Origin of the sequence: Microbacterium sp., from assembly GCF_026393345.1 — a bacterium.
Taxonomy (GTDB): Bacteria; Actinomycetota; Actinomycetes; order Actinomycetales; family Microbacteriaceae; genus Microbacterium.
Window position 1 is genome coordinate 1 of sequence record NZ_JAPLAI010000052.1, and the last position, 25,434, is coordinate 25,434.

Here is a 25,434-nt window from a genome sequence, read left to right on the forward strand (position 1 = left end):
GTGCCACCGCGATCAAGGCGGCGGAAGAACTCATCCCGCTCCTTCGCCTTGTACTGCGCGTTCTCTCGACCCCTTGCTCGTATAGCCATCACACTCACTCCTCGATCGGAGTGTTGCGACGATGGCTGGAACTCAAGCGGTCCGGTGCTCCGTGATGTCCACGAGCCACAGTTGGTTCGGGGCTTCGGCGGCGAACACGTGCCGGGTCCGGCCGTCCTCGTCGACGACCGCGCACAGGTCGTCGTGGACCGGCGGGCCCGGCTTCTTGCCGTTACGTCCCCGCTTCTTCCCGAACGCGGACCACCAGCCGTTTGCTGAGGCGATCCGCCACGCGGTTCGATCCGACATGCCCTCGCCCGCGTCACGGGCCTCGTCGGCGAGGAGCCGATGCCCGAACTCGGGGTCATCCTTATGCGCGTCGAACAACGCGTTCGCACGATACGCCTCGGCCACCTCGCTATCGGTGATGGGGTTGGCCAGCCATCGGTAGTAGGGCTGGCGGGAGAGCTTGAGCACCCGACACGTCACCGTCACAGGGATCCCTGCTTCGGCGAGCTCTGTCACGAGCGGGTACCATCTTTTCCCGGCAGGTTCGCCTGCGACAGATATGCCGCGGCCCGCCGGAGGACCTCGTTCTCCTGCTCCAGCAACCGGTTCCGCTTCCGCAGCTCACGGATCTCCGCAGCCTCGGTCCGGGTCTGGCCGGGCTTAATGCCCTCGTCGAGGTCCGCGCGGCGGAGCCACTTCTGCAATGTCATCGGGTGAACGCCGAAGTCTTTCGCGATCTGCTCGATCGTCACTCCGGCCTCACGGCTCCTCGCGCCGCGCACGACGTCGTCACGGAACTCGGACGGGTAGGGCTTGGGCACGATGCCATCCTTCCAGGCCCACCTCCTCGGGCAAGCCAGATCAGATGTCACCTACTCGTGCAGCAGTCCCATCTTCCTCGAGGTCTATCCGACCGATTCATCCGACTTCGAAGAGGAACTCGTCGTCGAAGGGGTGGTCAAGCACGGCTTCCGCGTCTTGATGGTCAACAGCGCGAACATTCCCAACACGCTCGCGCCAGTCCTGTTGCAGATCCGCGACCAGACCGGCGTCATTCCCAGCGCGTACTTCGAGTGGACCGAAGGCAATCCCGTCTCGAACATGCTGAAGTTCCTGTTCGTGGGTTCCGGCGAGGTCGCACCGGTCACTCGCGAGGTCCTGCGAGAGGCCGAGCCGGACGCGAAGCGACGTCCCACCATCCACGTCAGCTAGCGCTCAGGCGCACGGGCTCCGACATCGCGACCGTCGCGCGCCGGCCGCGGCAGGGGGCTCTTCCACGTCCGTTCAGAGCCACTTGCGCCAGCGGAATGCCCGCCACAGGAGCAGGGATGTGCCCGCCATGAGCGAGAGCGCAAAAGGGTAGCCCCACGTCCATTGGAGTTCGGGCATGAACGTGAAGTTCATCCCGTAGACCGTGCCGACGAGGGTGGGGGCGAAGAGGATCGCCGCCCAGGCGGAGATCCTTTTCACCTGTTCGTTCTGTGCGAGAGCGGCCTCTGTGTGTCGAAGCGTCACGAGAGTCGCGTTCAGGGTGAGCGCGTTCTGCAGGATGGCGCGCTGCGCCGTGAGCTTTTCCGTGGTGCGCAGGGCATGGTCATGCACGTCGCGCAGCAAACGCTGCAGTTCGATGTCCACCGGGTGCTTTCCCGACCCCTGCTGGAGCGCGGCGAGCATGCTCTGCAGCGGTTCCAGGGCGCGCTGAAACTGGATGATTTCACGGGACAGGACGTAGATGCGCCGCGAGAGGTGCGCGTCACCGGTGGTGTACAGCTCGTCTTCGATCTGGTCGATCTCCCCCTGTATGCCTTCGATGACGGGCGCGTACTCATCAACCACCTCATCCACGATGGCGTACAGAACAGCTTCGGGGCCCAGCGACAGCAGATCGGGTTGATGCTCCAGTCGTTGGCGCACCCGCGCGAGGTTCGGCAGCGCCGCCCGTCGAATCGTGACGACGAAATCCGGCCCGACGAAGATGTGCAGTTCGCCGAACTCGACGGTTTCGGTCGAGTCGACGTACCGCACCGGCCGCAGCACGGCGAACAGAACCTCGCCGTATCGCTCGAGCTTCGCCCGCTGATGGCCCGCCAACGCGTCTTCCACGGCGAGCGGGTGCAACGAGAACTCGCTCGCGACCCGGCGGACCTCTCCCTCGGTGGGGCGCAGCAGGCCGATCCACGCCATCCCCTGCTGATCCCGCATGTACTCGAAGGTCTGGTCGAGGCTGTCAGGATTCCGAATGCGCTTGCCCGCCACGTAGACGGCGTTGTCGATGATCGGCATCCGGTCATCCCTCCCGGCTTACGGTGCCGAAACGAGGCCCCCGGGCGGCAGCCGATGACGGCATCCGCTCATAGGCGAACCCCCATCGCTGCTCGTACGCGACGGGTTCCAGGGCACTGTCCCCGTCCAGACGGGTCAGCTCGAGGTAGATCGCGTTGAGCAACTCGACATCGCCCGCGATGGTCGGCGGGTCGGAACGGACATCAACGGAGACGTGCAGGGTGCGCACCCCGCGGCGCAGTCGCCGGGTGAAGCGATGGGACGCGGAGGTGAACAGGAGCCCGCCGAGCACGATGCTCAGGCCCGCGAGCCAGATCACGGAGTTCGCCACGAACGCACACGCCGACAGCCCGACGACCGCCCCCAGTGCCGGGGCGAACCGGTCGGCGGCCAGCGCCCATCGCTCTCGCGTGGTGGTTCCGGGAGGATACACGGTGAGGCTCCAGACCCAAACGCCGTGTGCTCCGCCCGTCGTCCGAAGCTGCCCCCACGGGTGGTCTCCGAGCAGCGCGCCCTGGAGCCGATCCTTCACCGTCGCCGACATCGTTCCAGTAAAGAACGGATCGCCGCCGCGCGACGCACGGATCATGTCAGGGTTCGGCCTTCTCCCGCATGCGTTCCGTTAGGGAGGCATACCGGAGGCTCGACCGCATCCCCGACCGCGTGAATTCCGATCGTGATGGCGTGAGTCGACCAGTCAGGCACGCCGTCATTCGTGTTCCGTTAGGCATCTTTTCCAGACAGGATTTTCGATCTAGACCAGGGACATGCCTCACATACGCCGCTGCGCCGCAGCCGTCCCCCCGACCACCACCCCCATGTTCCCGGCGGTGACGGCATGACACTCACCGACATCCTCCCGACCCTCCGGTACTCCCTCCCGGCGCCGCTCGTCATCGACCACTGGCCGCAGTCCACCGAGCCCACGACCAGCGACATCGTCATGGCGGGCGTCTCGATGCTCCGCTATGCGGAACTATGCGGAACGCCGTGCGTACACGCCGGGCCGGCCGTGATCCCGGGGACGAAGGGTCGACCCTCCTCGACCGCCGACTGCTCGGTCATCGTCACCGCCGTCCTGACGGTGGATGCGGGGGATGCTGTTGCGCAGACGGCTGTCAGGCTCGATGCGTCCTTCTCCCGCACCACTCCGGTGTGGGCAGAGGCTCGCGTGATCGGTCGGGTCTCCATCGCTCCACACAGGGCTATGACCGCCCTCGGCGCCGGCGACACGAGCGCCGCAGCGGTCATGCTCCCCGTGGACATCCGTCCCGGCGATCTCATCGCCCTGCCATGCCCTGGCCTGATCGTGCTGCGCGACCTTCACACGCCGTCGACACCTCATCCGGCTGTGACAGACGGGGAGGAGGCCGAGGATGCCCCGTTGTGCGGCCGCCACATCCGACGCTGAGGCTGCAGGAAGCGTCCGCGATGCCGCAGGCCGCGCGCCGCGGACGGTTCGGGTCTAGGGTGACCGCATGAGACGGATCTGGCCGTTGCTCGTCGTCGGTGTGCTGTTGAGCTGTATCGGCCTTGTGTGGACGCTACAGGGTTTCGACGTCCTGCGTGGCTCGGTGATGAGCGGCTCTTCCGTGTGGGCGACGATCGGCCCGATCGTCCTGGTGGTCGGGGTGGTTCTGGTCATCGTCGCGATCGTGCGCCGTCGCCGCCGGCCGGAGTAACCGGCGGCGACGCGCACGGCGGCCCGGACGCCCCGCACCGGCCGGAGCGTCAGATCGCGGTGCGCCCGCCGTCCGCGGCGATCACCGCGCCGGTGACGAAGCTCGCCTGGTCGCTCGCGACGAACGCGATCACTATGCCATGGCTCTTCCCATCCGTTCCGGTCTCGGTGCCGAACAACCGACATGACCCGCTCACGCGCCGACACCCTGCGGCCGCCCCGACGCCATGTCTGGGCGGCCGCATCCGGTGTGATCAGCGCTGCGGCGCTCCTCGCCGTCACCGAAGGCGTCGCGGCCCTCGTCGCCCGCGAGTCCAGCGCCCTGCTGGCGGTCGGCTCGTTCGTCATCGACATCGTGCCGAGGCCGCTGAAAGAACTCGCGATCACCACGTTCGGCTCCTTCGATAAGCCGGCGCTGCTGATCGGCCTCGGCCTTGCGGTGGTGATCGCCGCCGCGGTCGCGGGGCTCCTCGCGCTGCGCCGCGTGTGGCTCGGTGCTGCGCTGCTGTCGGTGGGCGGCGCACTCGCCCTCGCCGCGATCATCACCCGCCCGGGGGCGAGCGCTCTCGCCTGGCTACCGCCGCTCCTCGGCACGGTGGCTGGCGTGGTGTGCCTCGTCCTTACGATCGGACGGCTGCGACGGTGGGCGGCAGCGACGGCACCGACCACCCCGAGCGGCACGACGCCGGCCGAGCAGCCGCATCCGGAGCGTGTCGAGAACGCAGAGAAGCCGCATCCGGAGCCCGCGCAGCAGGCGCGCCTCGACCGCCGGTCGTTCTTCGGGCTCGCCGCCATCGTTGCGGCGTCCGCGATCGTCGTCGGCGTCGGGTCCCGGCTCGCCACCGTCGCCACGAGTTCGGTCGAGGCGATCCGGAAGGCGCTCCGCCTTCCCGCCCCGCGCTCGCGCGTCACGATCCCGGCCGGCGCCGAACTCGATGTGCCGGGCCTCACCCCGCTTCTGACCCCCAACGCCGACTTCTACCGCGTCGACACCGCACTGACGGTGCCGAGCATCGACCCCGCCGGCTGGCGGCTGGTGATCGACGGGATGGTCGACCGCCGCGTCGAGCTGAGCTTCGACGACCTGCTCGCGATGGGTGTCGACGAATACGCGGTCACCCTCACGTGCGTCTCGAACGAGGTCGGTGGCGGGCTCGTCGGCAATGCCGTGTGGCTCGGCATCCCCCTTCGCGACGTGCTGGCGCTGGCCGGAACGGATGCGGACGCCGACATGGTGCTGTCGCGGAGCGTCGATGGCTACACGGCGAGCACGCCGCTGGAGGTGTTGCTCGAGGATGGGCGGGATGCCATCCTCGCCGTCGGCATGAACGGCGAGCCGCTGCCGCTCGAGCACGGCTTCCCGGTGCGGATGGTCGTGCCGGGGCTCTACGGCTACGTCTCGGCGACCAAGTGGCTGACGGGGCTGACCGTGACGACGTTCGCGAAGGACGAGGCGTACTGGACGCCGCGCGGCTACAGCGCAGAAGCCCCGATCAAGTTCTCCTCCCGCGTCGATACCCCGAAGATCGGTACGACGATCGCCCCCGGCACTGTGCCGATCGCCGGGATGGCGTGGGCGCAGTCGGTCGGTATCGCCCGCGTCGAGGTGAGCATCGATGATGAACCGTGGCAGAGCGCGACCCTGTCTACCCCGATCAACGACGACACCTGGGTGCAGTGGTACCTGCCGTGGGAGGCGACCTCCGGCACGCACTACATCGCGGTCCGCGCCATCGACAAGGCGGGCAACCTGCAGATCGAGGAATCCGCCCCGATCGCACCGAACGGGTCCAGCGGCTGGCAGCGAACACTCGTCTCGGTCTCCTGAGCGGCCGGTATCCGCGACGTCTCGTCTCGTGAACGACCCGCATCCGCGGCGTCTCGTTCTCTAAGCGACAGACCACCCTCACGCAAGGGGCAGTCGCGAGGACGCGCCGGGGTGCCATAGTGAGCCAGCGGCCCGTCCCCGGGACCGCTCTGCCCCGACCCCGGACGTGCCATGACCGAGCCTTTCACGACCGATGCCGCTGATGTCGGCGATCTCGTGGCGGGCCGGTACCGGCTCGAGGCTCTCGTCGGGCAGGGCGGGATGGCACGCGTCTTCCGCGCGACAGACACCGTGCTCGGTCGACAGGTCGCCGTGAAGATCCTCCGTGACGGCGGCGAGGTGACCGAGGCCGCCCGCGCCCGCTCCGAGACACAGCTGCTGGCGAGCCTGAACCACCCCTCGCTCGTGACCCTGCACGACGCCGTCCTCTCGCCCGACGGCCCAAGCTTCCTCGTGATGGAGTTCATTGCCGGCGAGACTCTGCGGGAGCACATCACCGCAGGTCCCCTGCCGGCCCGCGAGGTCGCCGCGGCGGCAGCAGATCTCGCTGAGGCGCTGCACACCGTGCACACGGCAGGAGTCGTACACCGCGATATCAAGCCGTCGAACGTGTTGACCACCCCCTCGACCCTCCCCGATCGCGCATTCCGGGTGAAACTCGCTGATTTCGGGATCGCGTATCTGATCGACACCACCCGGCTCACCACCCCGGGGACCCTCATCGGCACCGCGGCGTACCTCGCCCCTGAGCAAGTGCGCGGCGAGCCGATCACCCCCGCCGCCGACATCTACGCCCTGGGACTCGTCCTCATCGAGGCGCTCACCGGCCGGCGTGCGTATCCGCAGACGTCAGGCCCCGAGGCGATCGTCGCCCGTCTGGTCAGTCCGCCCGAGATCCCCTCCTCGCTGCCGCCTTCGTGGCAAGAACTCCTCACCGCGATGACCGTGACCGACCCCTCCGGCCGGCCGAGCGCGCTCGACGTCGCCGTCGCCGCATCCGCCCTGCCCCATGCGGAGCGAGACCTCGACGCCGTCCTCGCCACGATGCCGACGGCACCGCCGCTCCCCACCTCCGCCCGCACCGTTCCCCTGGACGAACCCACTGCCGTGCTGCATCCGGATGCGGCGACCTCCGCCGCGCGCCGCCGTACACCGGTCCGCCGCCGGATGCTGCTGGGTGGTATCGGCGCGGCGGTCCTGGTGGCCGCCGGAATCAGCTGGTTCGCCCTGTCGACCGCGGGCTCCCCCGACCCCGCGCCGACCCTGCCCGCCGTCGTCGAACCCCTGAACACCCATCTGCACGACCTGATGGACGAGGTGACACCGTGAATCTCGCGAGCCGGATGCGGCGGGGCGTGGGTGCGGCGCTCGGCGCCGGTGTCCTCGCGCTCGCCCTCACCGCCTGCGGTGGCACCGACGCCACGCCGACGGACGCACTGCAGACAGGTGTCGTCGCCATCGCGGATGCGGCGGCCGCCGGAGACACCACGTCGGCGCTCGCCGAGGTCGATGCCCTGCAACAGCAGCTCACCGAAGCACTCGACGCTGGAACGATCACCGCGGATATGGCGGCCCGCATCCAGGCGGCGCTCGACCTCGTCCGCGCCGACCTGACCGCGCTCATACCCGTCCCCGACATCTCCGAGACACCGCTCGTGGAAGAGCCGGCCGGGGAAGATCCCGTCGTCACCGATTCGCCGGATGACGAGAAAGTCCGGAACAATAACGGGAACGATGGCAATAGCGGCAAGGACAAAGGGAAGTCGAACAACGGAAAAGGGAACGGCGACTGAGCGCCATTCCCTTCTCCGTCCGAGCGAGAAGCCCGATTGTCAGTTCGCGGCGTCGTATGCCTCGAGCACGGTGCCGGGAACGCGACCGCGGTCCGACACGGTGAATCCGTTCTCGCGCGCCCAGGCGCGCACGGCGGTCAGATCGTGCCCGTTGGACGCGGTGGGGCGGGATGCGGCCCGAGCCCGCGGCGCCGCGGACGAGACGACACGGCCGGCGTCGATGAACGGCGCCAGCGCATCGCGGAGCTTTTCCTGGTTGTCGTCGGAAAGGTCGATCTCATAGCTCTTGCGATCGACGGAGAACACCACGGTCGCGCCTTCCCCATCGGGGATGGGCGTGCCGTCCAGGTCGTCGACGAGTTGAACGGTGACCTTCTTCGCCATGGATTCCTGCTTTCGGTTCTTCGGATAGATATCAATTCCGGAGTGGATACCGGATATGTTTTCCAGAATAGCGGTATCAACGGGGAATCCGTGGCGCATTGCGCAATTCACAATTCCAGGAGAATCGAGGCGGCCTGCGGCACGGCGATATCTCGTTGCCATCGGTTCGCCTGTCGTTCTCTCGCGCCCACTAGCGTCGCGCCGTGCTGTCCGTCCTGCCCCGCCTGCCCCGCCTGCTGTTCGCCGCCCTCGCGGCCGTGTTCACCCTGTTCCTCGTCATCGTCCCGGCGCAGGCCGCATCCGCCCACCCCGCTGGCACCACCGGCGTCCTGGTGACGGTGCGCTCGGATGCGGTGGACGTGGAGATGCAAATCCACAACGCCGGGTTCGTCGCGGCGACCGGCTACGACATCGGCACCGATCAGGCTGCGCTCGATGCCATCGCCGACAATCTGATGACGTTCATCCTCCATCGCGTGTCCGTCACCGACAGCGTGTCGAGCCTCGCGCCGACGGTGACGAGCGCGCCCGTCTTCGAGCGCGTCAACGGCGAGGACGCGATCGTCACCACGATCCACTTCGCGGACGGCGGCCGGCCCATCGAGGGCAGCATCACGCTCGAGGACGAGTTCATCGTCGATGTCGTCCCGTCCCACCAGGTCTACGTGTCGCTCGTCAGCGATTGGAACGACGGGCAGCTCACGGAAGGGGACCCGAGCGTGGTCGGCATCCTCGGGGGCGGCGTGACGGAGATCACCATCGACCGCACCGCGCCGTCGCCGGTGAACGGGTTCCTCGCCGTGATCCGGCTCGGGATGCTGCACATCGCCGAGGGCACCGACCACCTGCTGTTCCTGGCGACCCTGCTCGTGGTGGCACCGTCGGTGGCGCTCCGCGCGAAGCGGGGGTTGCGGTGGACCCAGCCGATCCCCGTGAAGCGGACGATCGGCCGCGCGGCGCTCATCATCACCGCGTTCACCGCGGGACACCTGATCACGCTGGCGCTGGTGTCGCTGGGGGTGGTGTCGTTCCCGACCAAACCGGTCGAGATCCTCGTGGCGGTGTCGATCATCGTCGCCGCCGTCCACGCCATCCGGCCGCTCCTCCCCCGCGGTGAACTGCTCATCGCCGGGGTATTCGGCCTCGTCCACGGCACAGCCTTCGCGACCACGATCCTCGACCTGAATCTCGGCTTCGGGGAGAAGCTCGTGGCCATCCTGGGGTTCAACATCGGTGTGGAACTGGCGCAGATCGTCGCCGCCGTTCTGGTGCTCCCCCTGCTGATCTGGTTGTCGCACGCTCGCGCGTACGCCGGGTTCCGAGTGGCCGTCGGCACGATCGCCATCATCGCCGCCGTCGCCTGGATCGTCGGCATCGGCACGGATCAGCCGTCAATGCTGCAGCCCCTGTTCGACACCATCGCCCGCTTCCCGGTGGTGTTCTATCTCGCGCTCGTGGCCATGGTCGCCGCCCTGTGGTTCGGCACGCGCGATCCGCGGCGGGTGCAGGTGTGAGGATCGCCGATACGTGAGCGGCTCGGCCTGGGGCCGGATGCTCGCGCCTCCGGTGGGCTTGCGCTCGCCGGGAGGCCGGATGCTCGCTCCTCCGGTGGACGGGCTGGCGGCGCGGACAGTTGGGGGGCGGCACAACGGCGGAGATCGTGCGGGATAGGTCGTGTTTCGGGCTCCCCGGGCCCGTTCCGGGCATGATCTCCGCCGTTGTGTCCGGTGGGTGACTCTCACGTCCCTGCGAACATTTCTTCGATTCAATGTCGGAGGTGGTTCGTACAGTTGTTCCCATGGAGGATCTGTTCACCACCGCACACCGGGCCTTGGACCGGGCCCGGGAGTTGTGCCCGACCGGGCGGCCGGAGGGCCTCGGTGCGGGTGAGCTGGTGGCGTTGAGCGAGGCGCTCGGCACCCTGCGGCGGGCGGCGGATGCGGCACTCGCGCCGGTGGCGGCGGAGATCGGCCGGCAGTCCCGCACCGAGCTGGGCGCGGATTCCCTGGCCCGGAAGAACGGGTTCCGGTCGGCGGCGGTGATGATCTCCACCGTGGTCGGCACCACGACCGGGGAAGCTGCCCGGGCGATGCGGATCGGGGAATCCACCACACCGCGGATGACGCTCACCGGGCATCAGGCCCCGCCGAAGTACCCGCACGTCGCTGCCGCCGTGAACGCCACCACGATGGGGACGCTCGCGGCGGGAGTGATCGTCGCCGCGTGCGACCGGTGGGCGGTGCGCGCCGACCCGGCAGCGTTGGACCGGGTGGAGCGGATGCTGGTGGACCGCGCACCGGGACTGACCCTGGATCAGCTGCAGAAACTCATCCTCCGCGCCGAAGCCCACCTCGACCCCGACGGTATCGAACCCCGCGACACCGAACGGCGCCGCAACCGCACCCTGTCCATCCACGAAGACCGGGACGGCATGATCGTCCTCACCGGACGGCTCGACCCGGAAACCGCCGCACCCATCAACGCGGCCGTCGAAGGACTCGTCACCGGGATGCTCCGCCGCCGGCGGGACGCCGCCCGGGGTGGTGATGCCGGCCCGGTGATCGAGGACACCCGCACGGTGGCGCAGATGCGGGCGGATGCGCTCGCGGACCTGTGCCGACACGCGCTCGGCTGCGACACCATCCCGCAACGCCCCACCACCACCGTGATCGTCCGGATGACCCTGGAAGACCTGCAGACCTGCACCGGGTCGGCGACCATCGACGGTGTCCCCGCCCCGGTCAGCATCCCCACCGCCCGCCGCCTCGCCGCCGACGCCCAGATCATCCCCTGCGTCCTCGGCGGCACCAGCGACATCCTCGACTGGGGCAGAGCGAAACGCCTCTTCACCCCCGCCCAGAAACTCGCCCTCACAGAGCGCGACGGCGGCTGCGCCTCCTGTGGCGCCCCACCCGGCATGACCGTCGTCCACCACCTCCGCTGGTGGCACCGAGACACCGGACCCACCGACCTGAACAACGGCATCCTGCTCTGCACCACCTGCCACCACCGCATCCACGACCTGACACGAGCGAGCACGGCAGCACGGCAGCGCAGCGCCGGCCCCACCCGCGCCGCCCGGTCAGCCGGCCGAGACCGACGCAGTCTTCGCCCGTTCCTCTTCCAGCGCCCGTGCGACAGCCTCGGTGACGCGAGCGTCTTCGCGCTCCTTCTCGGCGGCGAGGCGACGACCACGACGGCGGAGGTACAGGAACGCGGCGGCAGCCAGCAACAACACGATGACGAGGAGCGTCCACGGGATCGCCGCGCCGAGCGCGGTCCCGGTGACCACGGCGATCGGTGTGGTGGAACCGGAGGCGTCGACGACGACCGGGGTTACGGAGGTAGTGGCCAGCAGCACGAACAGTGGTGCGACGCCGGGCACCGTCACCGTGCGGGTCCAGCTCTCCCCGGGCAGGAGCTCCGGCACCGCATCCCCCGCAGGAGCGTCCATCGCGAACCAACCGAACGACCCGCCCACCTGGCCCGCGGCCTGCGCGGACAGCGCTGCGTTGCCCGTGTTGTGCAGCGTGTAGGTCACGGTGGCGTCGCCGCCCGCAAACGGGTTGAGGCCACCGTTCCACGACACGGACATGTCCTCGATGGCGAGCGACGGTGCCAGCTCACCGCCCACCCGCAGGTTCACCCGGATGCCGAGACGCCGGTCGACGCTGACGCCGGTAGCCGCATCCGGGACGGTGAGGGAGGTCACGACTCCGCCGGCGTAGTCGCCGGGCGTGGCATCGTCCGGGATGCTGACGGTGAAGGGCACCGTGGTGGTCGCGCCTGCGGCGACGGTGACGGTCTGCGTCTCGGGCGTGATCCAGGTGCCGATCGCTCGCGACGGCTCCCCTGACACGAGCAGGGAGAGCTGCCCGTCGTCGGAGGTGAAACCGTCGGCGGCGTAGACGGAGAGGTCGACCGGTTCATCGCCGTGATTGGCGATGACGAGGGCGTCGGTGAGCGAACCGCCCGGATCGACCGTGTAGGTGAAGTTCGTGCGTTCGGAACCGAGATCGTTGGATGCGGTACGGACGGTCCAGGTGACGTCGTCGGCGCCGGCGGCGTGCGCGGGCAGAGCGGGGAGGACGACGGTGAGAGCGGCGAGGGCGGTGACCCAGAACGCCCGGATGGGAGGGCGGCGGGAGGCGGGGGATGCGTTCACGAGAGGGCTTTCGGACGTGGCGGAAAACGGGACGATCCGTGGGAGAGGGCGAGGCCCTCCCCCACGGATGTGGTGGCGATCTGTCGTCAGCCGGCGAGCGCGGTGACGGTCAGGGTCGCGCGGTAGCTGCCCTTATCGGTACCGGCCGGCAGCTTCAGATCGAGGTCTGCGCCGAGGAGCGCCTGACCCTTCTCGTGACCCTGCGCGCCGGAGCCGAGCACGCGGCTGACCGAGAGACCCGTGCCGCCGACGAAGCCCGACGCCACCGGGGCGCCCGCGACCGCACCGGCACCGGCGGTGAGCACCTTCGGGGTCCAGCCCAGGTAGCTGCCGGAGAAGGTCTTCCCGCCGTCGGTGAAGTCGCCCACGACCGCGGTCAGCGACCAGGGCGCCAGCGAGGAGCGGGTGTCGGAGACGCTGATCGGGTTGATCTCGCCCGTGGCCTCGAAGGAGCCCTCGGTGGTCTCCTGCGCGGTCCCGAGATCGACGAGACCGTTCTGGCCGTCGATGGTCCACCCGAACTCGCCCGGGGCGGCCGCGGGAACATCCACCTGGATCTCCTCGCCGTCACCGTGGAACGGGTGGATCGTGACGCTGTCGATGACCGTGCCGACGCCGGCGACGGGGGTCATCGACCCCTCCGTGCCGCACCAGCCGACCTTGCCGAGCTCCACGGCCGCGTTGGGTGCGTCGCAGGTGCCGGAACGGATGCCCTCGACGACCAGCTCGTCGGCCTTGACCTGCACCTTGACGTAGCTGCGGACGTGCTCCTGGTTCTCCACCGAGTCGTACCAGTAGTTCTGCGGGTTCAGCGGGTCGGCGCCGTTTCCGGCACCGCTGGTGCCGCTGGTGTCCGGCGCGGTGATGTCGTAGTACTTCGATCCCGAGGCGGAGTTCGCGGTCATGTAGATGACCCCGCCCTCGCCGACGAACACATCGTTCGCGCCCGGCTGCTCGTCGGCGTTCGCCTTCGCGCCGTCCTTGATCTCGTAGCTGCGGGTGTACACGTGGTCGTGGCCCTGCAGGACGAGGTCGACACCGAGGTTCGAGAAGGTCGTCGGGAAGTCCACCCGGCGCACCTTGTTGTCACTGTCCTTCGCGTGGTCCGCGGCGGAGTAGATCGAGTGGTGGTAGACGAGCACCGTGTACTTGGCGGCGGCGCCGTGCTGGTTCACCACATCCGTGACGTACTGCACGTGGGCCGCGTCCCCGCCGCCGGTGGCCGAGTTGTAGCTGTTGCTGTTCAGATCGATGAACAGCACGTCCTTGTAGATGTACCAGTAGTCACCGCCCGAGGTGGTCGACTTCTGCGCGGCCTTGGCGTAGTACGCATCCGAATAGTCGGTGTTCGGCGTGTAGAAGTGCTGCTCGTAAGCCTTGCCGCCGACGTCGTGGTTGCCGATCGTCGCCGCCCACGGGTACTGGCGCAGCTGGTCGGGGGCGAGGAACGCGTCCCACTGGGTCTCGGTGTTGGCCGTTTCGACCTGGTCGCCGCCGGAGACGAGAAGCTCGGCGTTCGGGTTGGCGGTGAGCGCCACGCCGAGGGTGTCGGCCCAGCCCGCGCCGTCCTTCGCGACGTTCCCGGAGGCGCCGATCTGGGGGTCGCCGAAGAACAGGAAGTCGAAGTCTCCCTCGAACGACTGCGTGGTGAAGGAGTACGTGGACGACCAGTTGTCGGCCGCACCGACGCGGTAGGAGTACTGCGTGTTCTCCTGGAGCCCGGAGACGACCGCGTGGCGGTTGTACCCGCCGCTCGTGGCGATGTTCGCGGTACCGGTCGCCGAGAACGTGGTCACGGATGCGCCGAACGCGCCGTTCACGAGCGACGCGGTCGGGGCGACCTGCACGACCTGCGCGCTGTCGGTGGAGGTGTACCAGCTGAGCGTGCGCTGGGTCTCGTCGGAACCGACGCCGAGGACGATGCCGGTGTAAGACGCGGTGTCGGCGGCGTGCGCTGCGGTCGGTGCGACGGCGATGACGCCACCGACGGCCAGGGCCGCCGTGACGGCCGCAGCCGACAACCACAGTGCCGCGCGGCCGGTGGGCCGAGAGGGTGCTACCAGGAGCATGTGTCTTCCGTTTCTGTGGGGAAGGGAGTGGGGTGGGCGCACACGGAGGGTGCCCGACGTCCACGATCGAGGTGTCACCTTGCCCGGGCGTGAACACTCGGTGACCCGTGCGGCGTCGCAAAAGGGAACATCTGCTGATCGGCGGCTTCCGCGCAGGTGTCCGACCGCGCCGGTGAACGCTGGGCACTGATCGGGCGAACAATGCGGGAACTCGGCCCCGGGGAGCCCGGATGCGGCACATTCCGGCCGCATCCTGGAGTCACCACCGTTGCCCACCCGACGAGGACCCCCCTGTGCATCACCGCGCCGCGCTCGCGACGACCCTGACCGCCGCCGTCCTGCTCCTGTCGGGGTGCGGCGCCGCCGACTGGACCACCCCCCGCCCCGACACCACAGCGGTCGGCATGCCGGCCACCGGATTCGCGCCGTCCGCGTCACCGTCTCCCGAGGCCACCGTGACGCCGGCGTCCGGCTCATGGGAAGGCGTGTCGCCCTCCCCCGGGTACCGCGTGGTGCTCCTCACCCGCGGGGCCGACGAGACCACCGCGACGCTGGCCGCGGCCGTGACCGCGTGGGCCGCCGCCGAGTCGGTGGACCTGCGTCGAGTGGATGCGGACGGCGACGCGATCCGCGGCATCGTCCAGGCGATGGAGCTGAACCCGGAACTGATCGTCACCGTCGGCGAGGATCTGATCGACCCGCTCGCCACGGTGACGCCGAATCATCTGGAGGTGCCGTTCCTCGTGCTCGGCGCGGAACTTGCGGAACCGACCGCCAACGTCACCGCCGTCGAGTGGACGGGCGCCGGGTTCCGCGGTTCCGGCCTCGGGTCGGCGACACAATTCGACCCGGAGTCGTTCACCCCGGAACGCGGCGCCGATGCGATCCGGGCCGGCGTCGCCGCCGTCCTCACCGGGATGACGGGAGTGGTGCTCTGGATCGAATGAGCGCCTAGTCTGCGGAGATCAGCTCGCCCCCGGCGTGCGCGATCTCGGCAAGGGCCCTCTCGCTCGAGTCCGGGTGAACGCCGGCGATGAGGTCGGTCAACACCCGCACGTGCCGCCCCGCGGCGATGGCGTCGAGTGCCGAGGCACGGACGCAGTAGTCGGTCGCGATCCCCGCGATGTCGATGTCGAGGATGCCGTGCTGCTCCAGCAGCTGCGTCGCGGTGACGCCGTCATCGGAGACCCCTTCGAACAGCGAGTAGGCGGGATTGCCCTGCCCCTTCTTCAGATGGTGGGTGACCCGGCCGACGTCGAAGCCGTCGTCGTACTCCGCGCCGACCGTGCCGGCAACGCAGTGCACCGGCCACGTGTCGATGAAATCGGGCTCCGCGGCGAAGTGGCCGCCGTTGTCGCCGTCGCCGTCATGCCAGTCGCGGGAGGCGACGATGATCTCGTAGTCGCCGGCATGGGACTCGAGGAAGGCGGTGACGCGGTGCGCGACCGCATCACCACCTTCGACGCCGAGTGCGCCATGCTCGGTGAAGTCGTTCTGGATGTCGACGAGAAACAGTGCCCTGGTCACGATTCGAGGGTACGCCGATACTCCGCTCGACTCATCGGTTCCGGTGCAGAAGTATCCGCATCCACGTCGTCCGGCACCCGGGAGAGCTTCGAGGGCCACCAGATCTTCTTGCCGATGTCGTACGCCAGCGCCGGCACCAGCAGTGAGCGGACGATGAACGTGTCCAGCAGCACACCGAAGGCGACGATGAACGCCAGCTGCGCGAGGAACAGGATCGGGATGACGCCGAGCGCGGCGAACGTCGATGCCAGTACGAGACCGGCCGACGTAATCACCCCACCAGTGGCGAACAGACCCCGCAGGATGCCTCGGCGCGTGCCGTGAACAAGGGATTCCTCCCGCACCCGCGTCATGAGGAAGATGTTGTAGTCGATACCGAGGGCCACGAGGAACACGAAGCCGTAAAGCGGAACCGCCGGGTCCGCGCCGGGGAAGCCGAACACGTGGTTGAACACCAGCGCGCTGACCCCCAGGGCCGCGGCGAAGGACACGATGACGCTGAGCACGAGCAGCACCGGGGCGAGGATCGAGCGCAGCAGCAGCATCAGGATGACGAGGATCACCAGCAGCACCAGCGGGATGATCAGCGTCCGGTCCCGGATCGATGTGTCGTTGGTGTCGACGTCGGTCGCGGTGACCCCGCCCACCAGGGCGACGTCTTCACCGAGTTCCTCGTCGAGATCGACGCGGAGACCGCGGACGGTGTCCTCGGCGGCCACGGAATCGGCCTCATCGGTCAGCGTCGCGACCAGCAGCACGTCGCCGTCCGAGACGGTGGCGGTGGGCGCGGCGGCTCCGGGAGGACCGACCGTGGTGAGCACGGCTTCGCCGTCCTCGACGGTCACCCCGGCCTGACCGGTCGGCGAGTCCTCGGAGGTGACGGCGACGCTGTCGATGCCGTCGTCGGCGGCGAGCACGGTCGCCGCATCCGCGATTTTGTCCTCGGGGACGATGACGTACACCGGGCTGCCCGAGCCCCCTGGGAAGTGCTCGGCGAGCACGTCCTGACCGTCACGGGCATCGGATGCGCCGAGCACGAGGTCGCTGGAGGGCACACCGTCGGCCTTGAGCTGCAGCACCCCGGCGCCGGCGATGAGGAGCACGACGGTGCTGATGATCCAGACCGGACGGGCGTGACGGGCGACGAAGCCGGCCTGGCGGGCCCAGAAGCCCTTCTGCTTCTTCGTGAGGTCTTCGGGGATGCGGGTGCCGCCATCCTTCGGGATGAACGGCCAGAACGCGGCCCGGCCGAAGATCGCGAGCAGCGCCGGCAGGAAGGTGAGGGCGGACAGCACGGCGAACACGATGCCGATCGAGGCGATCGGACCGAGCGCGCGGTTGGTCGCGAGGTCGGAGAGCAGCAGGCACAGCAGACCCGCGATCACGGTGCCGCCGGAGGCGAGGATCGGCTCGAACGCCCCGCGCCACGCGGATGTCGTCGCGTTCCACCGGGTGTCGCCTCGTCCGATGGATTCTCGGAACCGGGCGACGTACAACAGCGCATAGTCGGTCGCGGCGCCGATGACGAGGATGAAGAGGATGCCCTGTACTTGGCCGTTGAGCACCACCACCCCGGCCTTGGCCAGCCACCACACCGTCAGCAGCGCCACGCACAGCGCGAACAGCGACGTGAGGAGCACGAGGACCGGCAGGAGCGGCGAGCGGTAGACGATGACGAGGATGACGAAGACTGCGAGGAGGGCCACCACCAGCAGCAGACCGTCGATGCCGAGGAAGCCGGCGACGAGGTCGGCGGTGAACCCGGCGGGACCGGTCACCCAGCTGTCAAGACCCGTGGGCAGGTCGTCCGCAACCACGTCGCGAACCTCCCCCACGATGTCGTCGATGTTGCCGGTCGAATCCAGCGGCACGAAGATCTGCACCGCCCTGCCGTCTTCGGACAGCACGGGCGGCGACACGTCGCCGGAGACGCCGTCGACCTCGCCGATCGCATCGGTGACGCCCTGCAGGTCGGCGATCTCGGCGTCGGTGAGCTCGCCGTCGCCCGCGATCACGACGATGGCGGGGATGGTCTCACCCCCGGTGAAGTCGGCCAGGCGGTCCTGCACCTGGGTCGCGTCGGCGCTGGAGGGAAGGTAGGCGGAGGAGTCGTTCGTCGACACCTCGCTGACCTTGCCGAAGTACGGTCCACCGATCGATCCACCCACGAGCCAGATCAGCACCAGCAGCACGGGGATGCCGACGCGGAGCCATCGGGTGGGCTTCCGGTCGGTGGATCGCAGGTTTGTCATGTAGATAGCTTATCTAGCTAAATTGCGTTTGGCGAACCGCCTAGTCTGGGGCGACCATGCTCGCCGTCATCGTCGCCCTCGTCGGGGCACTCGTCTACGGGTCGGCCGACTTCCTCGGAGGCCTCGCCGCGCGTCGGCTCACCTCGCTCATCGCGACCGCCGTGGCCGTGGCATCCGGTCTCATCGTGCTTTTCGTGCTGACGCCGATCGTCGGATTCGCGTGGGTGACGAGCGACCTCGTGTGGGGTGCACTGTCGGGAGTCTTCGGGGTCATCGCGCTGCTCCTGCTGTACGCGTGCCTCGCGATCGGGCCGATGAGCATCCTGTCGCCGCTCACGGCCGTCGTGTCCGCGATCGCCCCGATGACCTGGGGGCTGACGGTGGGCGGCGAGACCCTTGCACCCTTCGGCTACGCCGGCCTCGGTGTCGCCGTCGTCGCGGTGGTGCTGGTCGGGTTCGTACCCGAACGCGGCGCCGTCCGGCCGTCGCTGCGCGGAGTGGTCATGGCGATCGGCGCCGGCGTCGCGGTGGGCGGACTGCTCATCTGCCTCGACCAGACCGGGGAGGCGAGCGGGTTCACGCCGCTGGTGACCGGGCGCGCGGTGAACCTCGTCATCGTGCTGCTGATCATCGCTGTGGTCGTCCTGCGGCGGCGGTCGTCGAGCGCAGGCACGAGCGCGGGTTCCGGTACGGGCGCGGGAGCCGGTACGGGCGCGGGCTCCTGGGATCGACGCGGATGGATGCTGGCGATCGGATGCGGCATCCTCGACACGACCGCGAACGCACTGCTCCTCGCGGCGCTGCGGATCGGCGACCTGTCGATCGTATCGGCGCTCACCGCGCTGTACCCGGCCGGCACGATCCTCCTCGCCGCCCTGGTGCTGCGCGAACGCATCGCGCCGGTGCAGTGGGTGGGCCTCGCCCTGGCTCTCGCAGCCGGGGCGCTGCTCGGCGCGGCGTGAGGGCAGCATCCTTCACGTGGCAGTTACGGCGGGAACGCGGACGCTGAAGCCACACGAGCTGCCGCCCCAGCGCGCGCGGCGTGGTTGATGCGACGGAGCGCCTCGTCCCCCGGGACGCCGTCCCGGAAACGACGAAAGGGCCCCATCCGGGACCCTCCGTCGTGTGGAGCCGCCTAAGGGAATCGAACCCTTGACCTATTCATTACGAGTGAATCGCTCTGCCGTCTGAGCTAAGGCGGCGCGCTTCGCTGGCGCGTTGCACGATCACCGATCTTACATGCTCGTTCGCACGCCCGCGAACGCGGGGGCCTCTACTCGCAGCGCAGGCCGTCCTCCGGCACGGTGCCATCGAGCAGGTACGCCTCCACGGCGCTGTCGACGCAGGTGTTGCCCTTGTTGTAGCCGGTGTGACCTTCGCCGACGCGGGTGATGAGGACGCCGGAACTCAGCTGATCCGCAAGCGAGACCGCCCAGTCGTAGGGCGTCGCAGGGTCGCCCGTGGTGCCGATCACGACGATCGGAGCCGCGCCGTCCGCGGTGATGGTCTCGCGCACGCCGGTCGGGGGGAACGGCCAGGAGGCGCAGCCGTCGACATCCGACTCCCAGTACGGCGCCACAATGGGCGCCTGCGCGGCGAGGATCGCCGACGCTGCCGCCTGCTCCTCGGGAGTCTCGGTCGGGTAGTCCATGCAGTTGTACGCCGTGAACGCCTCGGTGGAGTTGTCGAGGTACACGCCGTCGGAGCGGTTGTAGTAGAAGTCGGCGAGCTCGAAGGCGGTGACCGCGTCGCCCTGGGCCGCTCCGGCCAGCGCCGCGGTCAGGTAGGACCAGCTGCTCTCGGAGTAGAGCGCGGCGACGATGGCCGTCAGCAGCGCGTCGGCTCCCAGCATCCGGCCGTCGGTGTTGCGGATCGGGGACCGGTCGACGCGCGCGAGCAAAGTGCCGAGGTCGGCCATGGCGTCGTCGACGCTGCCGGCGAACGGGCAACCGCTGTCGGCGAGGCAGCTGGCCATATACGTACGGAGGGCGTTCTCGAAGCCGATCGCCTGCGTCGTCGAGACATCGCTCTCGGACACCGACGGGTCGAGCGCACCGTCGAGGACGAGCCGGCCCACCCGCTCCGGGAAGAGCTTGGCGTAGGTCGCACCGAGGAACGTGCCGTAGGAGTAACCGAGGTAGTTCAGCTTCGCGTCGCCGAGGACACCCCGCAGCAGATCGAGATCCCGGGCGGACTGCGTCGTGGTCACATACTCGAGGATGCCGCCGGAGTTTGCCTGACACGCCTGTGCGAACGCCTGCTCCCCCGCGACGAGATCCGCGTTCCACTCGGCTGAGCCCCGGGTGCCCGGCGGAATGTCGAAGAGGTACGCATCCATCTGGGCCGCGTCGTAGCAGCGCACCGCCGTGGACTCGCCGACTCCGCGCGGGTCGAAGCCGATGATGTCGTAGGAGGCGGGCAGCACCTCGCCGACGGCAAAGTCGAGCGACTGGCGGATGAGATCCACCCCGCTCGCGCCGGGGCCCCCGGGGTTCGTCAGCAGCGAGCCGATCGCGTCGCCGTCGGTGGCGCGCTGGCGGATGACCGACAGCTCGATCTCGCCGAGCTCCGGGTCCTCCCAGTCGAGCGGCGCCGTGACCATGGTGCAGTCGAACCCACCGCAGTCGGACCACTCCAGGTCCTGTTCGTAGAACGGCAGCAGGTCTTCAGCGATGCCGTCGGTGTCCGCCGGGCGACTCGTCGCAGAAGACTGCGTGCGGTCCGGGATGGGCGAGAACAGGCAGCCGGTGAGGGCGATGGATGCGGCGGCCACTCCGGCCACCACCGCCAGGAGCCGAGCGGTGCGACGACGGGGGGAGGTCATAGCGTCCTTCCGGAGGCGACCGTGATCATCAGGCTCTCGACCGCGAGCACCGGAGCGACGTTGCGCTCGAGGTTCCGGCGGGTGAGCGCAAGCTGATCGAGCACCGCGATGGTGCGGGTCGTGGGCCAGGTCTCGGCGAGCGCGGTCAGCTCGGCGGCGAGTTCTTCGTTGATGAGGCCATCGGCACGGCCGAACTGCAGCATGACGACGTCGCGGAACAGGGACTGCAGATCGGTGAGGACGCGGTCGATGCCGTCGCGGAGGCTGCGCGTCGCGCGCCGTTTCTGCTCGTCGGCGAGCGCGTTCAGCTGCGAGCGCACGGCGGGCGGCACCGCTGCCCCCTCGGCCACTCCCACCATCCGCAGCAGGTCTGCTCGTTCGCCCTCGTCCCGCTCGGCGGTGAGGGTCTTCGCGTCCTCGGTCGCCGCCTGCACGATCCGGCCGGCGACCTCGACGGCGTCGCCGACACCGCGAACGGACAGCACGGCGCGCAGGGTGCTGTCGCGTCGGGCACGGGCAGCCTCATCGGTCGCGAGACGCCGGGCCATGCCGATGTGGCGTTGCGCGTGCCGGGCAGCCTGCCGGGCGATGGCAGGTTCGGCGCCGGTGCGCAGCGAGATCAGCCGGGCGACGTCGTCGACCTCGGGCTCGCGCAGTCGCACCGTCCGCACGCGCGAGCGGATGGTCGGCAGCAGATCGGCGTCGCTCGGGGCGCAGAGGATCCACACGGTCCGCTCCGGCGGCTCTTCGAGCGCCTTCAGCAGCACGTTGGAGGTGCGCTCGGCCATACGATCCGCATCCTCGACGACGATCACGCGATAACGGCCGACCGACGGCGAGTAGTAAGCGCGCTCGACGAGCTGACGGGCCTCCTCGATGCGGATGACGACCTGCTCCGTGCGCAGGGCGGTCAGATCCGGATGCGTGTGCGCGATCACCTGCCGCATGGCGGCCTGATCGCCCGGCTCGGCGATCAGCGCGGCCGCGAAGGCATAGGGCGTGGCTTGAGGCGCGGGTGTCGGATGCGGCGGCCTGCAGCGTCTGGACGGCATCCGCCTGACCCCATACCTCGCCCCACGGCACATCGGTGTCGATCGCCGTGGAGGTCATGCGCACCAGCCTAACCGCGACCCCCGACCCCCGCGCGAGTGGGCGGTCGTGGCGGGGTTGGGCGAGCGCGGAAGGCTGGGCGCGTCAGAGCAGGGCGGCGACGCGGGCGCGGATCGCCGCGGCGAGGTCGTCGACCGGGAGCGACGCGTCGAGCACGACGAAGCGGTCGGGTTCCGCGGCGGCGAGCTCCAGGAACGCCGCGCGCACCCGAGCGTGGAACTCCGCGGCCTCGGCCTCCAGCCGGTCGAACGGTTTGTCCGCCGCGTCCAGCCGGGTCCGCGCCGTCGCCGGGTCGAGGTCGAGCAGCACGGTCAGGTCCGGCAGCGCCCCCTCGGTAGCCCAGAGCGACAGCTCACGCACCTCCCCCGCATCCAGCACGCGCCCGGCGCCCTGGTAGGCGACGGAGGAGTCGAGGTACCGGTCCTGCAGCACGATGTCGCCGCGCTCGAGCGCGGGCCGCACGAGCGTTGCCACATGATGGGCGCGGTCGGCGGCGTAGAGCAGCGCCTCGGCGCGCGGTGCGACGTCACCCCGGTGGTGCAGCACGATGTCGCGCACCAGGACGCCGACCTCGGTGCCGCCGGGTTCCCGGGTGCGCACCACGGTGCGGCCCTGTGCGTGCAGCCACTGCTCGAGCAGCGCCGCCTGCGTCGTCTTGCCGGAGCCGTCGCCGCCCTCGAGGGTGATCCACACTCCGCGGGGCACCGACGACGCGACGGCCTCGGTCACTTCTTCTTCGCCGCGGGCTTGCGCGCCGGAGCCTTGCGCGTGGTCTTCTTCGGGGCCGGCCCCTTCGCACGCTTGTCGGCCAGCAGCACCTTCGCGCGCTCGAAGTCGACATCGTCGACCGTCTCGCCGCGCGGGATCGTCGCGTTCGTCTCCCCATCGGTGACGTACGCGCCGAATCGGCCGTCCTTGATCTTGATCGGCTTGCCGCTGACCGGATCCGCGTCGAACTCCTTCAGCGCGCTGGAGGCACGGCGTGCGCCGTACTTCGGCTCGGCGTACTTGGCCAGCGCTTCTTCGAGCGTGATGTCGAAGATCTGCTGCTCGGTGTCGAGCGAGCGCGAGTCGGTGCCCTTCTTCAGGTAGGGACCGTACCGGCCGTTCTGTGCCGTGATCTCCTCGCCGGTGGCCGGGTCGGTTCCCACCACACGCGGCAGATCGAGCAGTTTGAGCGCGGTGTCGAGGTCGATCGTGTCGACGGACATGCTCTTAAAGAGGGACGCGGTGCGGGGCTTGGGCGCCGCATCCTTCTTCGCCGTCTTCTTCTTCGGCTTGTCGTCGACCTCGCCGGTGCTCTCGTCGACCGCATCGGGGTCGACCGGGTCGGTCTCTTCGATGTAGGGGCCGAAGCGGCCGTCCTTGACGACGACGAGCTTGCCATTGGCCGGGTTCTCGCCGAGCACGCGGTCACCGGCGACGGGTGCGTCGATGAGCTCCTGCGCGCGGGCGGGCGTCAGCTCGTCCGGGGCGAGGTCCTCGGGAACGTTGACGATGCGGCGCTTCTCCGGGTCGGTCGGGTCGACGACCTCGAGGTACGGCCCGTACTTGCCGAACCGGAGCGTCGCGACGTCGCCGATGCGGGTGGAGTTGAGCTCCCGCGCGTCGATGTCGCCGAGGTTGTCGACGATGTTCCGCAGGCCCACGTGGTTCTCGGAACCGAAGTAAAACTCGCGCAGCCACTGCTCGCGACCTTGCTCGCCGCGAGCGATGGCGTCGAGGTCGTCCTCGAGCGCGGCGGTGAAGTCGTAGTCGACGAGGTCGGAGAAGTGCTCCTCCAGCAGCCGGACGACGCTGAATGCCAGCCAGCTGGGCACGAGCGCCTGACCGCGCTTAGTGACGTAGCCGCGGTCGAGGATCACGTCGATGATGGCGGCGAAGGTGGAGGGGCGGCCGATGCCCTTCTCCTCCAGCGCCTTGACCAGACTCGCCTCGGTGTAGCGGGGCTTCGGCGAGGTGGAGTGGCCCTTCGGCTCCACCTCGCGCGTGGTGAGCTGGTCGCCGACCTTCAGGGTCGGCAGCGACTGGTCGTCGGCCCTGTCGGCGTCGGAGCGCTTCTCGTCACGGCCCTCTTCGTATGCCTCGAGGAAGCCCTTGAAGGTGTAGACGGTGCCGGATGCGGTGAATTCGAGGTGCTTGCCGTCGGCCTCGACCGCGAGGGTGACCGTGGTCGTCTCGTACTTCGCGTCGGACATCTGGCTGGCGACGGTGCGCTTCCAGATGAGGTCGTACAGCCGCTGCTCGTCGCGGTCGAGCTGACCGGACACCTCGGCGGGGGTGCGGAAGGTCTCGCCGGAGGGACGGATCGCCTCGTGGGCCTCCTGCGCGTTCTTGCTCTTGCTGGCGTACACGCGGGGGTTCGCGGGGACTGCGCGGTCGCCGTACAGCGCCACGGCCTGCTCGCGCGCCGCGCGGATGGCCTGACTCGACAGCGAGGTCGAGTCGGTACGCATATAAGGGATGTACCCCTTCTCGTAGAGACGCTGGGCCACGCTCATCGTGTGCTTCGCGCTCATCGAGAGCTTGCGACCGGCCTCCTGCTGCAGGGTGGAGGTGGTGAAGGCGGCCTTGGGGCTGCGGGTTCCGGGCTTGGATTCGAGGGCCGAGACGGATGCGGTCGCCACGCGCTCCACGGCGGCGGCGAGGGCGCGGGCATCGGACTCGGAGAGCACGATGACGGCCTTCTTCAGCTCACCGCGGTCGTCGAAGTCGGTGCCGCGGGCGAGCGGGGCGCCGTCGACACGGGCGAGGCGGATGGCGAACGATTCGGCGGCGCGGTCGGCGTGCGCGGCGAGCGCCTGGAGGTCCCAGTACGAGGCGGAGACGAACGCCATGCGCTCGCGCTCACGCTCCACGACCATGCGGGTGGCGGCGGACTGCACGCGACCGGCGCTCAGCGCGGCGCCTTCGCGGCCGCTGCCGACCTTGCGCCACAGCACCGGCGAGACGTCCCAGCCGTAGAGGCGGTCGAGCACGCGGCGGGTCTCCTGCGCGTCGACGAGCGCGAGGTCGAGTTCGCGGGTGTTTTCCGCCGCCTGGCGGATCGCGTCCTTGGTGATCTCGTGGAACACCATCCGCTTGACCGGCACTTTGGGCTTGAGCACCTCGAGGAGGTGCCATGCGATGGCCTCGCCCTCACGGTCCTCATCGGTGGCGAGCAGGACTTCGTCGGCCGTCTTCAGGGCGCGTTTGAGTTCCGCGACCGTCTTCGTCTTGCGGTCGTTGACGACGTAGTACGGGTCGAAGCCGTTGTCGACGTCGATCGAGTACTTGCCGTACGCGGCCTTCTTGTCCGCCGGGATGTCCTTCTTGCTGGCGAGGTCACGGATGTGCCCCACCGAGCTGAGGACTTCGTAGTCGTCTCCGAGATACCCCTGGATGGAGGTCATCTTGGTCGGCGACTCGACGATCACGAGCTTCTTGCCGTGCCGGGTCTTCGTCTTCTCGCCCTGTGCCAACGGTCGGTC

The 25,434-nt window shown here is 69.2% G+C and carries 21 protein-coding genes, 1 tRNA gene and 3 pseudogenes; 10 read left to right on the forward strand and 15 right to left on the reverse strand.

Going from position 1 to position 25,434, the window contains the following annotated elements; genetic code table 11:
* Nucleotides 1-132 precede the first annotated feature (132 nt).
* Both NT132_RS09970 and NT132_RS09975 read right to left on the reverse strand, forming a co-directional pair.
* On the reverse strand, nucleotides 133-534 hold the full coding sequence (locus NT132_RS09970; RefSeq protein WP_297787970.1) for a hypothetical protein: 402 nt from the start codon (nucleotides 532-534) through the stop codon (nucleotides 133-135).
* A gap of 26 nt (nucleotides 535-560) precedes the next feature.
* Nucleotides 561-869, reverse strand: a complete 309-nt coding sequence (locus tag NT132_RS09975) for a transposase (protein ID WP_297787972.1) — start codon at nucleotides 867-869, stop codon at nucleotides 561-563.
* A 70-nt stretch (nucleotides 870-939) separates the two neighbouring features.
* On the opposite strand from NT132_RS09975, the pseudogene NT132_RS09980 reads away from it, so the two are divergent.
* Nucleotides 940-1,260 (forward strand): annotated as a pseudogene (locus NT132_RS09980) (amino acid transporter); the annotation flags it as partial.
* A gap of 72 nt (nucleotides 1,261-1,332) precedes the next feature.
* Here the strand turns inward: NT132_RS09980 and NT132_RS09985 are convergent.
* Both NT132_RS09985 and NT132_RS09990 read right to left on the reverse strand, forming a co-directional pair.
* Nucleotides 1,333-2,331 carry a magnesium and cobalt transport protein CorA gene (locus NT132_RS09985; protein ID WP_297787974.1) on the reverse strand — a complete coding sequence of 333 codons (999 nt, stop codon included), beginning with the start codon at nucleotides 2,329-2,331 and terminating at the stop codon, nucleotides 1,333-1,335.
* Nucleotides 2,332-2,335: 4 nt separating this feature from the next.
* On the reverse strand, nucleotides 2,336-2,920 hold the full coding sequence (locus NT132_RS09990; RefSeq protein ID WP_297787976.1) for a DUF6611 family protein: 585 nt from the start codon (nucleotides 2,918-2,920) through the stop codon (nucleotides 2,336-2,338).
* A gap of 249 nt (nucleotides 2,921-3,169) precedes the next feature.
* Between NT132_RS09990 and NT132_RS09995 the strand changes: the two genes are divergently transcribed.
* Both NT132_RS09995 and NT132_RS10000 read left to right on the forward strand, forming a co-directional pair.
* Nucleotides 3,170-3,742 (forward strand): hypothetical protein, encoded by a 573-nt coding sequence (locus NT132_RS09995; RefSeq protein WP_297787978.1) that lies wholly within the window; start codon nucleotides 3,170-3,172, stop codon nucleotides 3,740-3,742.
* A gap of 67 nt (nucleotides 3,743-3,809) precedes the next feature.
* Nucleotides 3,810-4,013 carry a hypothetical protein gene (locus NT132_RS10000; RefSeq protein ID WP_297787980.1) on the forward strand — a complete coding sequence of 68 codons (204 nt, stop codon included), beginning with the start codon at nucleotides 3,810-3,812 and terminating at the stop codon, nucleotides 4,011-4,013.
* 49 nt (nucleotides 4,014-4,062) lie between these two features.
* On the opposite strand, the gene NT132_RS10005 is transcribed toward NT132_RS10000, so the two are convergent.
* Nucleotides 4,063-4,209 (reverse strand): hypothetical protein, encoded by a 147-nt coding sequence (locus NT132_RS10005; protein ID WP_297787982.1) that lies wholly within the window; start codon nucleotides 4,207-4,209, stop codon nucleotides 4,063-4,065.
* Between NT132_RS10005 and NT132_RS10010 the strand changes: the two genes are divergently transcribed.
* The 3 genes from NT132_RS10010 to NT132_RS10020 all read left to right on the forward strand — a co-directional run bounded on the left by NT132_RS10010 (nucleotide 4,197) and on the right by NT132_RS10020 (nucleotide 7,633).
* On the forward strand, nucleotides 4,197-5,840 hold the full coding sequence (locus NT132_RS10010) for a molybdopterin-dependent oxidoreductase (RefSeq protein ID WP_297787984.1): 1,644 nt from the start codon (nucleotides 4,197-4,199) through the stop codon (nucleotides 5,838-5,840). The two genes, NT132_RS10005 and NT132_RS10010, sit on opposite strands and share 13 nt — an antisense overlap.
* Nucleotides 5,841-6,011: 171 nt before the next feature.
* A complete protein-coding gene (locus NT132_RS10015; protein WP_297787986.1) occupies nucleotides 6,012-7,169 on the forward strand; it encodes a serine/threonine-protein kinase in 1,158 nt (385 codons plus the stop codon).
* Complete coding sequence (locus tag NT132_RS10020) at nucleotides 7,166-7,633, forward strand: hypothetical protein (RefSeq protein WP_297787988.1); 468 nt, start codon at nucleotides 7,166-7,168, stop codon at nucleotides 7,631-7,633. Before NT132_RS10015 ends, NT132_RS10020 begins: the two co-directional genes overlap by 4 nt.
* A 39-nt stretch (nucleotides 7,634-7,672) precedes the next feature.
* Here NT132_RS10020 and NT132_RS10025 read toward each other — a convergent pair whose 3' ends face one another.
* Nucleotides 7,673-8,017 carry an Lsr2 family protein gene (locus NT132_RS10025; protein WP_297787991.1) on the reverse strand — a complete coding sequence of 115 codons (345 nt, stop codon included), beginning with the start codon at nucleotides 8,015-8,017 and terminating at the stop codon, nucleotides 7,673-7,675.
* Nucleotides 8,018-8,220: 203 nt separating this feature from the next.
* On the opposite strand from NT132_RS10025, the gene NT132_RS10030 reads away from it, so the two are divergent.
* Complete coding sequence (locus NT132_RS10030; protein WP_297787993.1) at nucleotides 8,221-9,531, forward strand: HupE/UreJ family protein; 1,311 nt, start codon at nucleotides 8,221-8,223, stop codon at nucleotides 9,529-9,531.
* Nucleotides 9,532-9,815: 284 nt separating this feature from the next.
* Nucleotides 9,816-10,979 (forward strand): annotated as a pseudogene (locus tag NT132_RS14370) (DUF222 domain-containing protein); the annotation flags it as partial.
* 120 nt (nucleotides 10,980-11,099) lie between these two features.
* Here NT132_RS14370 and NT132_RS10040 read toward each other — a convergent pair.
* Both NT132_RS10040 and NT132_RS10045 read right to left on the reverse strand, forming a co-directional pair.
* Nucleotides 11,100-12,182, reverse strand: coding sequence for a DUF916 domain-containing protein (locus NT132_RS10040; protein ID WP_297787999.1), 1,083 nt, complete (start codon nucleotides 12,180-12,182; stop codon nucleotides 11,100-11,102).
* 86 nt (nucleotides 12,183-12,268) lie between these two features.
* Nucleotides 12,269-14,251 (reverse strand): metallophosphoesterase family protein, encoded by a 1,983-nt coding sequence (locus tag NT132_RS10045; protein ID WP_297788001.1) that lies wholly within the window; start codon nucleotides 14,249-14,251, stop codon nucleotides 12,269-12,271.
* A 293-nt stretch (nucleotides 14,252-14,544) separates the two neighbouring features.
* Between NT132_RS10045 and NT132_RS10050 the strand changes: the two genes are divergently transcribed.
* Nucleotides 14,545-15,198, forward strand: a complete 654-nt coding sequence (locus NT132_RS10050; RefSeq protein ID WP_297788003.1) for a hypothetical protein — start codon at nucleotides 14,545-14,547, stop codon at nucleotides 15,196-15,198.
* Between the two features lie 4 nt (nucleotides 15,199-15,202).
* Here NT132_RS10050 and NT132_RS10055 read toward each other — a convergent pair whose 3' ends face one another.
* The gene (locus NT132_RS10055; protein WP_297788008.1) at nucleotides 15,203-15,778 is read right to left on the reverse strand and encodes an isochorismatase family protein; all 576 of its coding nucleotides are present in this window, start codon (nucleotides 15,776-15,778) and stop codon (nucleotides 15,203-15,205) included.
* Nucleotides 15,775-18,030, reverse strand: a complete 2,256-nt coding sequence (locus tag NT132_RS10060) for an efflux RND transporter permease subunit (protein WP_297788012.1) — start codon at nucleotides 18,028-18,030, stop codon at nucleotides 15,775-15,777. The genes NT132_RS10055 and NT132_RS10060 overlap by 4 nt, the downstream gene beginning before the upstream one ends.
* Nucleotides 18,031-18,086: 56 nt before the next feature.
* Here NT132_RS10060 and NT132_RS10065 point away from each other — a divergent pair, with 56 nt between their 5' ends.
* Entirely contained in the window at nucleotides 18,087-18,992 is a 906-nt protein-coding gene (locus NT132_RS10065) for an EamA family transporter (RefSeq protein WP_297788017.1), read from the forward strand.
* Nucleotides 18,993-19,156: 164 nt separating this feature from the next.
* Here the strand turns inward: NT132_RS10065 and NT132_RS10070 are convergent.
* The 5 genes and pseudogenes from NT132_RS10070 to topA form a co-directional block, all read right to left on the reverse strand.
* Nucleotides 19,157-19,232: transfer RNA gene (locus NT132_RS10070), tRNA-Thr, on the reverse strand.
* A 71-nt stretch (nucleotides 19,233-19,303) separates the two neighbouring features.
* Nucleotides 19,304-20,854, reverse strand: a complete 1,551-nt coding sequence (locus NT132_RS10075; protein WP_297788023.1) for an alpha/beta hydrolase — start codon at nucleotides 20,852-20,854, stop codon at nucleotides 19,304-19,306.
* Nucleotides 20,851-21,964 (reverse strand): annotated as a pseudogene (locus tag NT132_RS10080) (DNA polymerase III subunit delta'). The gene NT132_RS10075 and the pseudogene NT132_RS10080 overlap by 4 nt, the downstream one beginning before the upstream one ends.
* Before the next feature lie 84 nt (nucleotides 21,965-22,048).
* Nucleotides 22,049-22,669: a dTMP kinase gene (tmk, locus tag NT132_RS10085; protein ID WP_297788331.1), complete on the reverse strand. Its 621-nt coding sequence runs from the start codon at nucleotides 22,667-22,669 to the stop codon at nucleotides 22,049-22,051.
* 20 nt (nucleotides 22,670-22,689) lie between these two features.
* Nucleotides 22,690-25,356: a type I DNA topoisomerase gene (gene topA / locus NT132_RS10090; protein ID WP_297788334.1), complete on the reverse strand. Its 2,667-nt coding sequence runs from the start codon at nucleotides 25,354-25,356 to the stop codon at nucleotides 22,690-22,692.
* Nucleotides 25,357-25,434 lie beyond the last annotated feature (78 nt).

Excerpts from the sequence above, each read along its gene's own strand:
- NT132_RS09985 (WP_297787974.1), bottom strand. The coding sequence starts at position 2,331 with ATGCCGATCATCGACAACGCCGTCTACGTGGCGGGCAAGCGCATTCGG.
- NT132_RS09990 (WP_297787976.1), bottom strand. The coding sequence starts at position 2,920 with ATGATCCGTGCGTCGCGCGGCGGCGATCCGTTCTTTACTGGAACGATG.
- NT132_RS09995 (WP_297787978.1), top strand. The coding sequence starts at position 3,170 with ATGACACTCACCGACATCCTCCCGACCCTCCGGTACTCCCTCCCGGCG.
- NT132_RS10000 (WP_297787980.1), top strand. The coding sequence starts at position 3,810 with ATGAGACGGATCTGGCCGTTGCTCGTCGTCGGTGTGCTGTTGAGCTGT.
- NT132_RS10010 (WP_297787984.1), top strand. The coding sequence starts at position 4,197 with ATGACCCGCTCACGCGCCGACACCCTGCGGCCGCCCCGACGCCATGTC.
- NT132_RS10015 (WP_297787986.1), top strand. The coding sequence starts at position 6,012 with ATGACCGAGCCTTTCACGACCGATGCCGCTGATGTCGGCGATCTCGTG.
- NT132_RS10025 (WP_297787991.1), bottom strand. The coding sequence starts at position 8,017 with ATGGCGAAGAAGGTCACCGTTCAACTCGTCGACGACCTGGACGGCACG.
- NT132_RS10045 (WP_297788001.1), bottom strand. The coding sequence starts at position 14,251 with ATGCTCCTGGTAGCACCCTCTCGGCCCACCGGCCGCGCGGCACTGTGG.
- NT132_RS10060 (WP_297788012.1), bottom strand. The coding sequence starts at position 18,030 with ATGACAAACCTGCGATCCACCGACCGGAAGCCCACCCGATGGCTCCGC.
- NT132_RS10065 (WP_297788017.1), top strand. The coding sequence starts at position 18,087 with ATGCTCGCCGTCATCGTCGCCCTCGTCGGGGCACTCGTCTACGGGTCG.
- NT132_RS10075 (WP_297788023.1), bottom strand. The coding sequence starts at position 20,854 with ATGACCTCCCCCCGTCGTCGCACCGCTCGGCTCCTGGCGGTGGTGGCC.
- topA (WP_297788334.1), bottom strand. The coding sequence starts at position 25,356 with ATGACCTCCATCCAGGGGTATCTCGGAGACGACTACGAAGTCCTCAGC.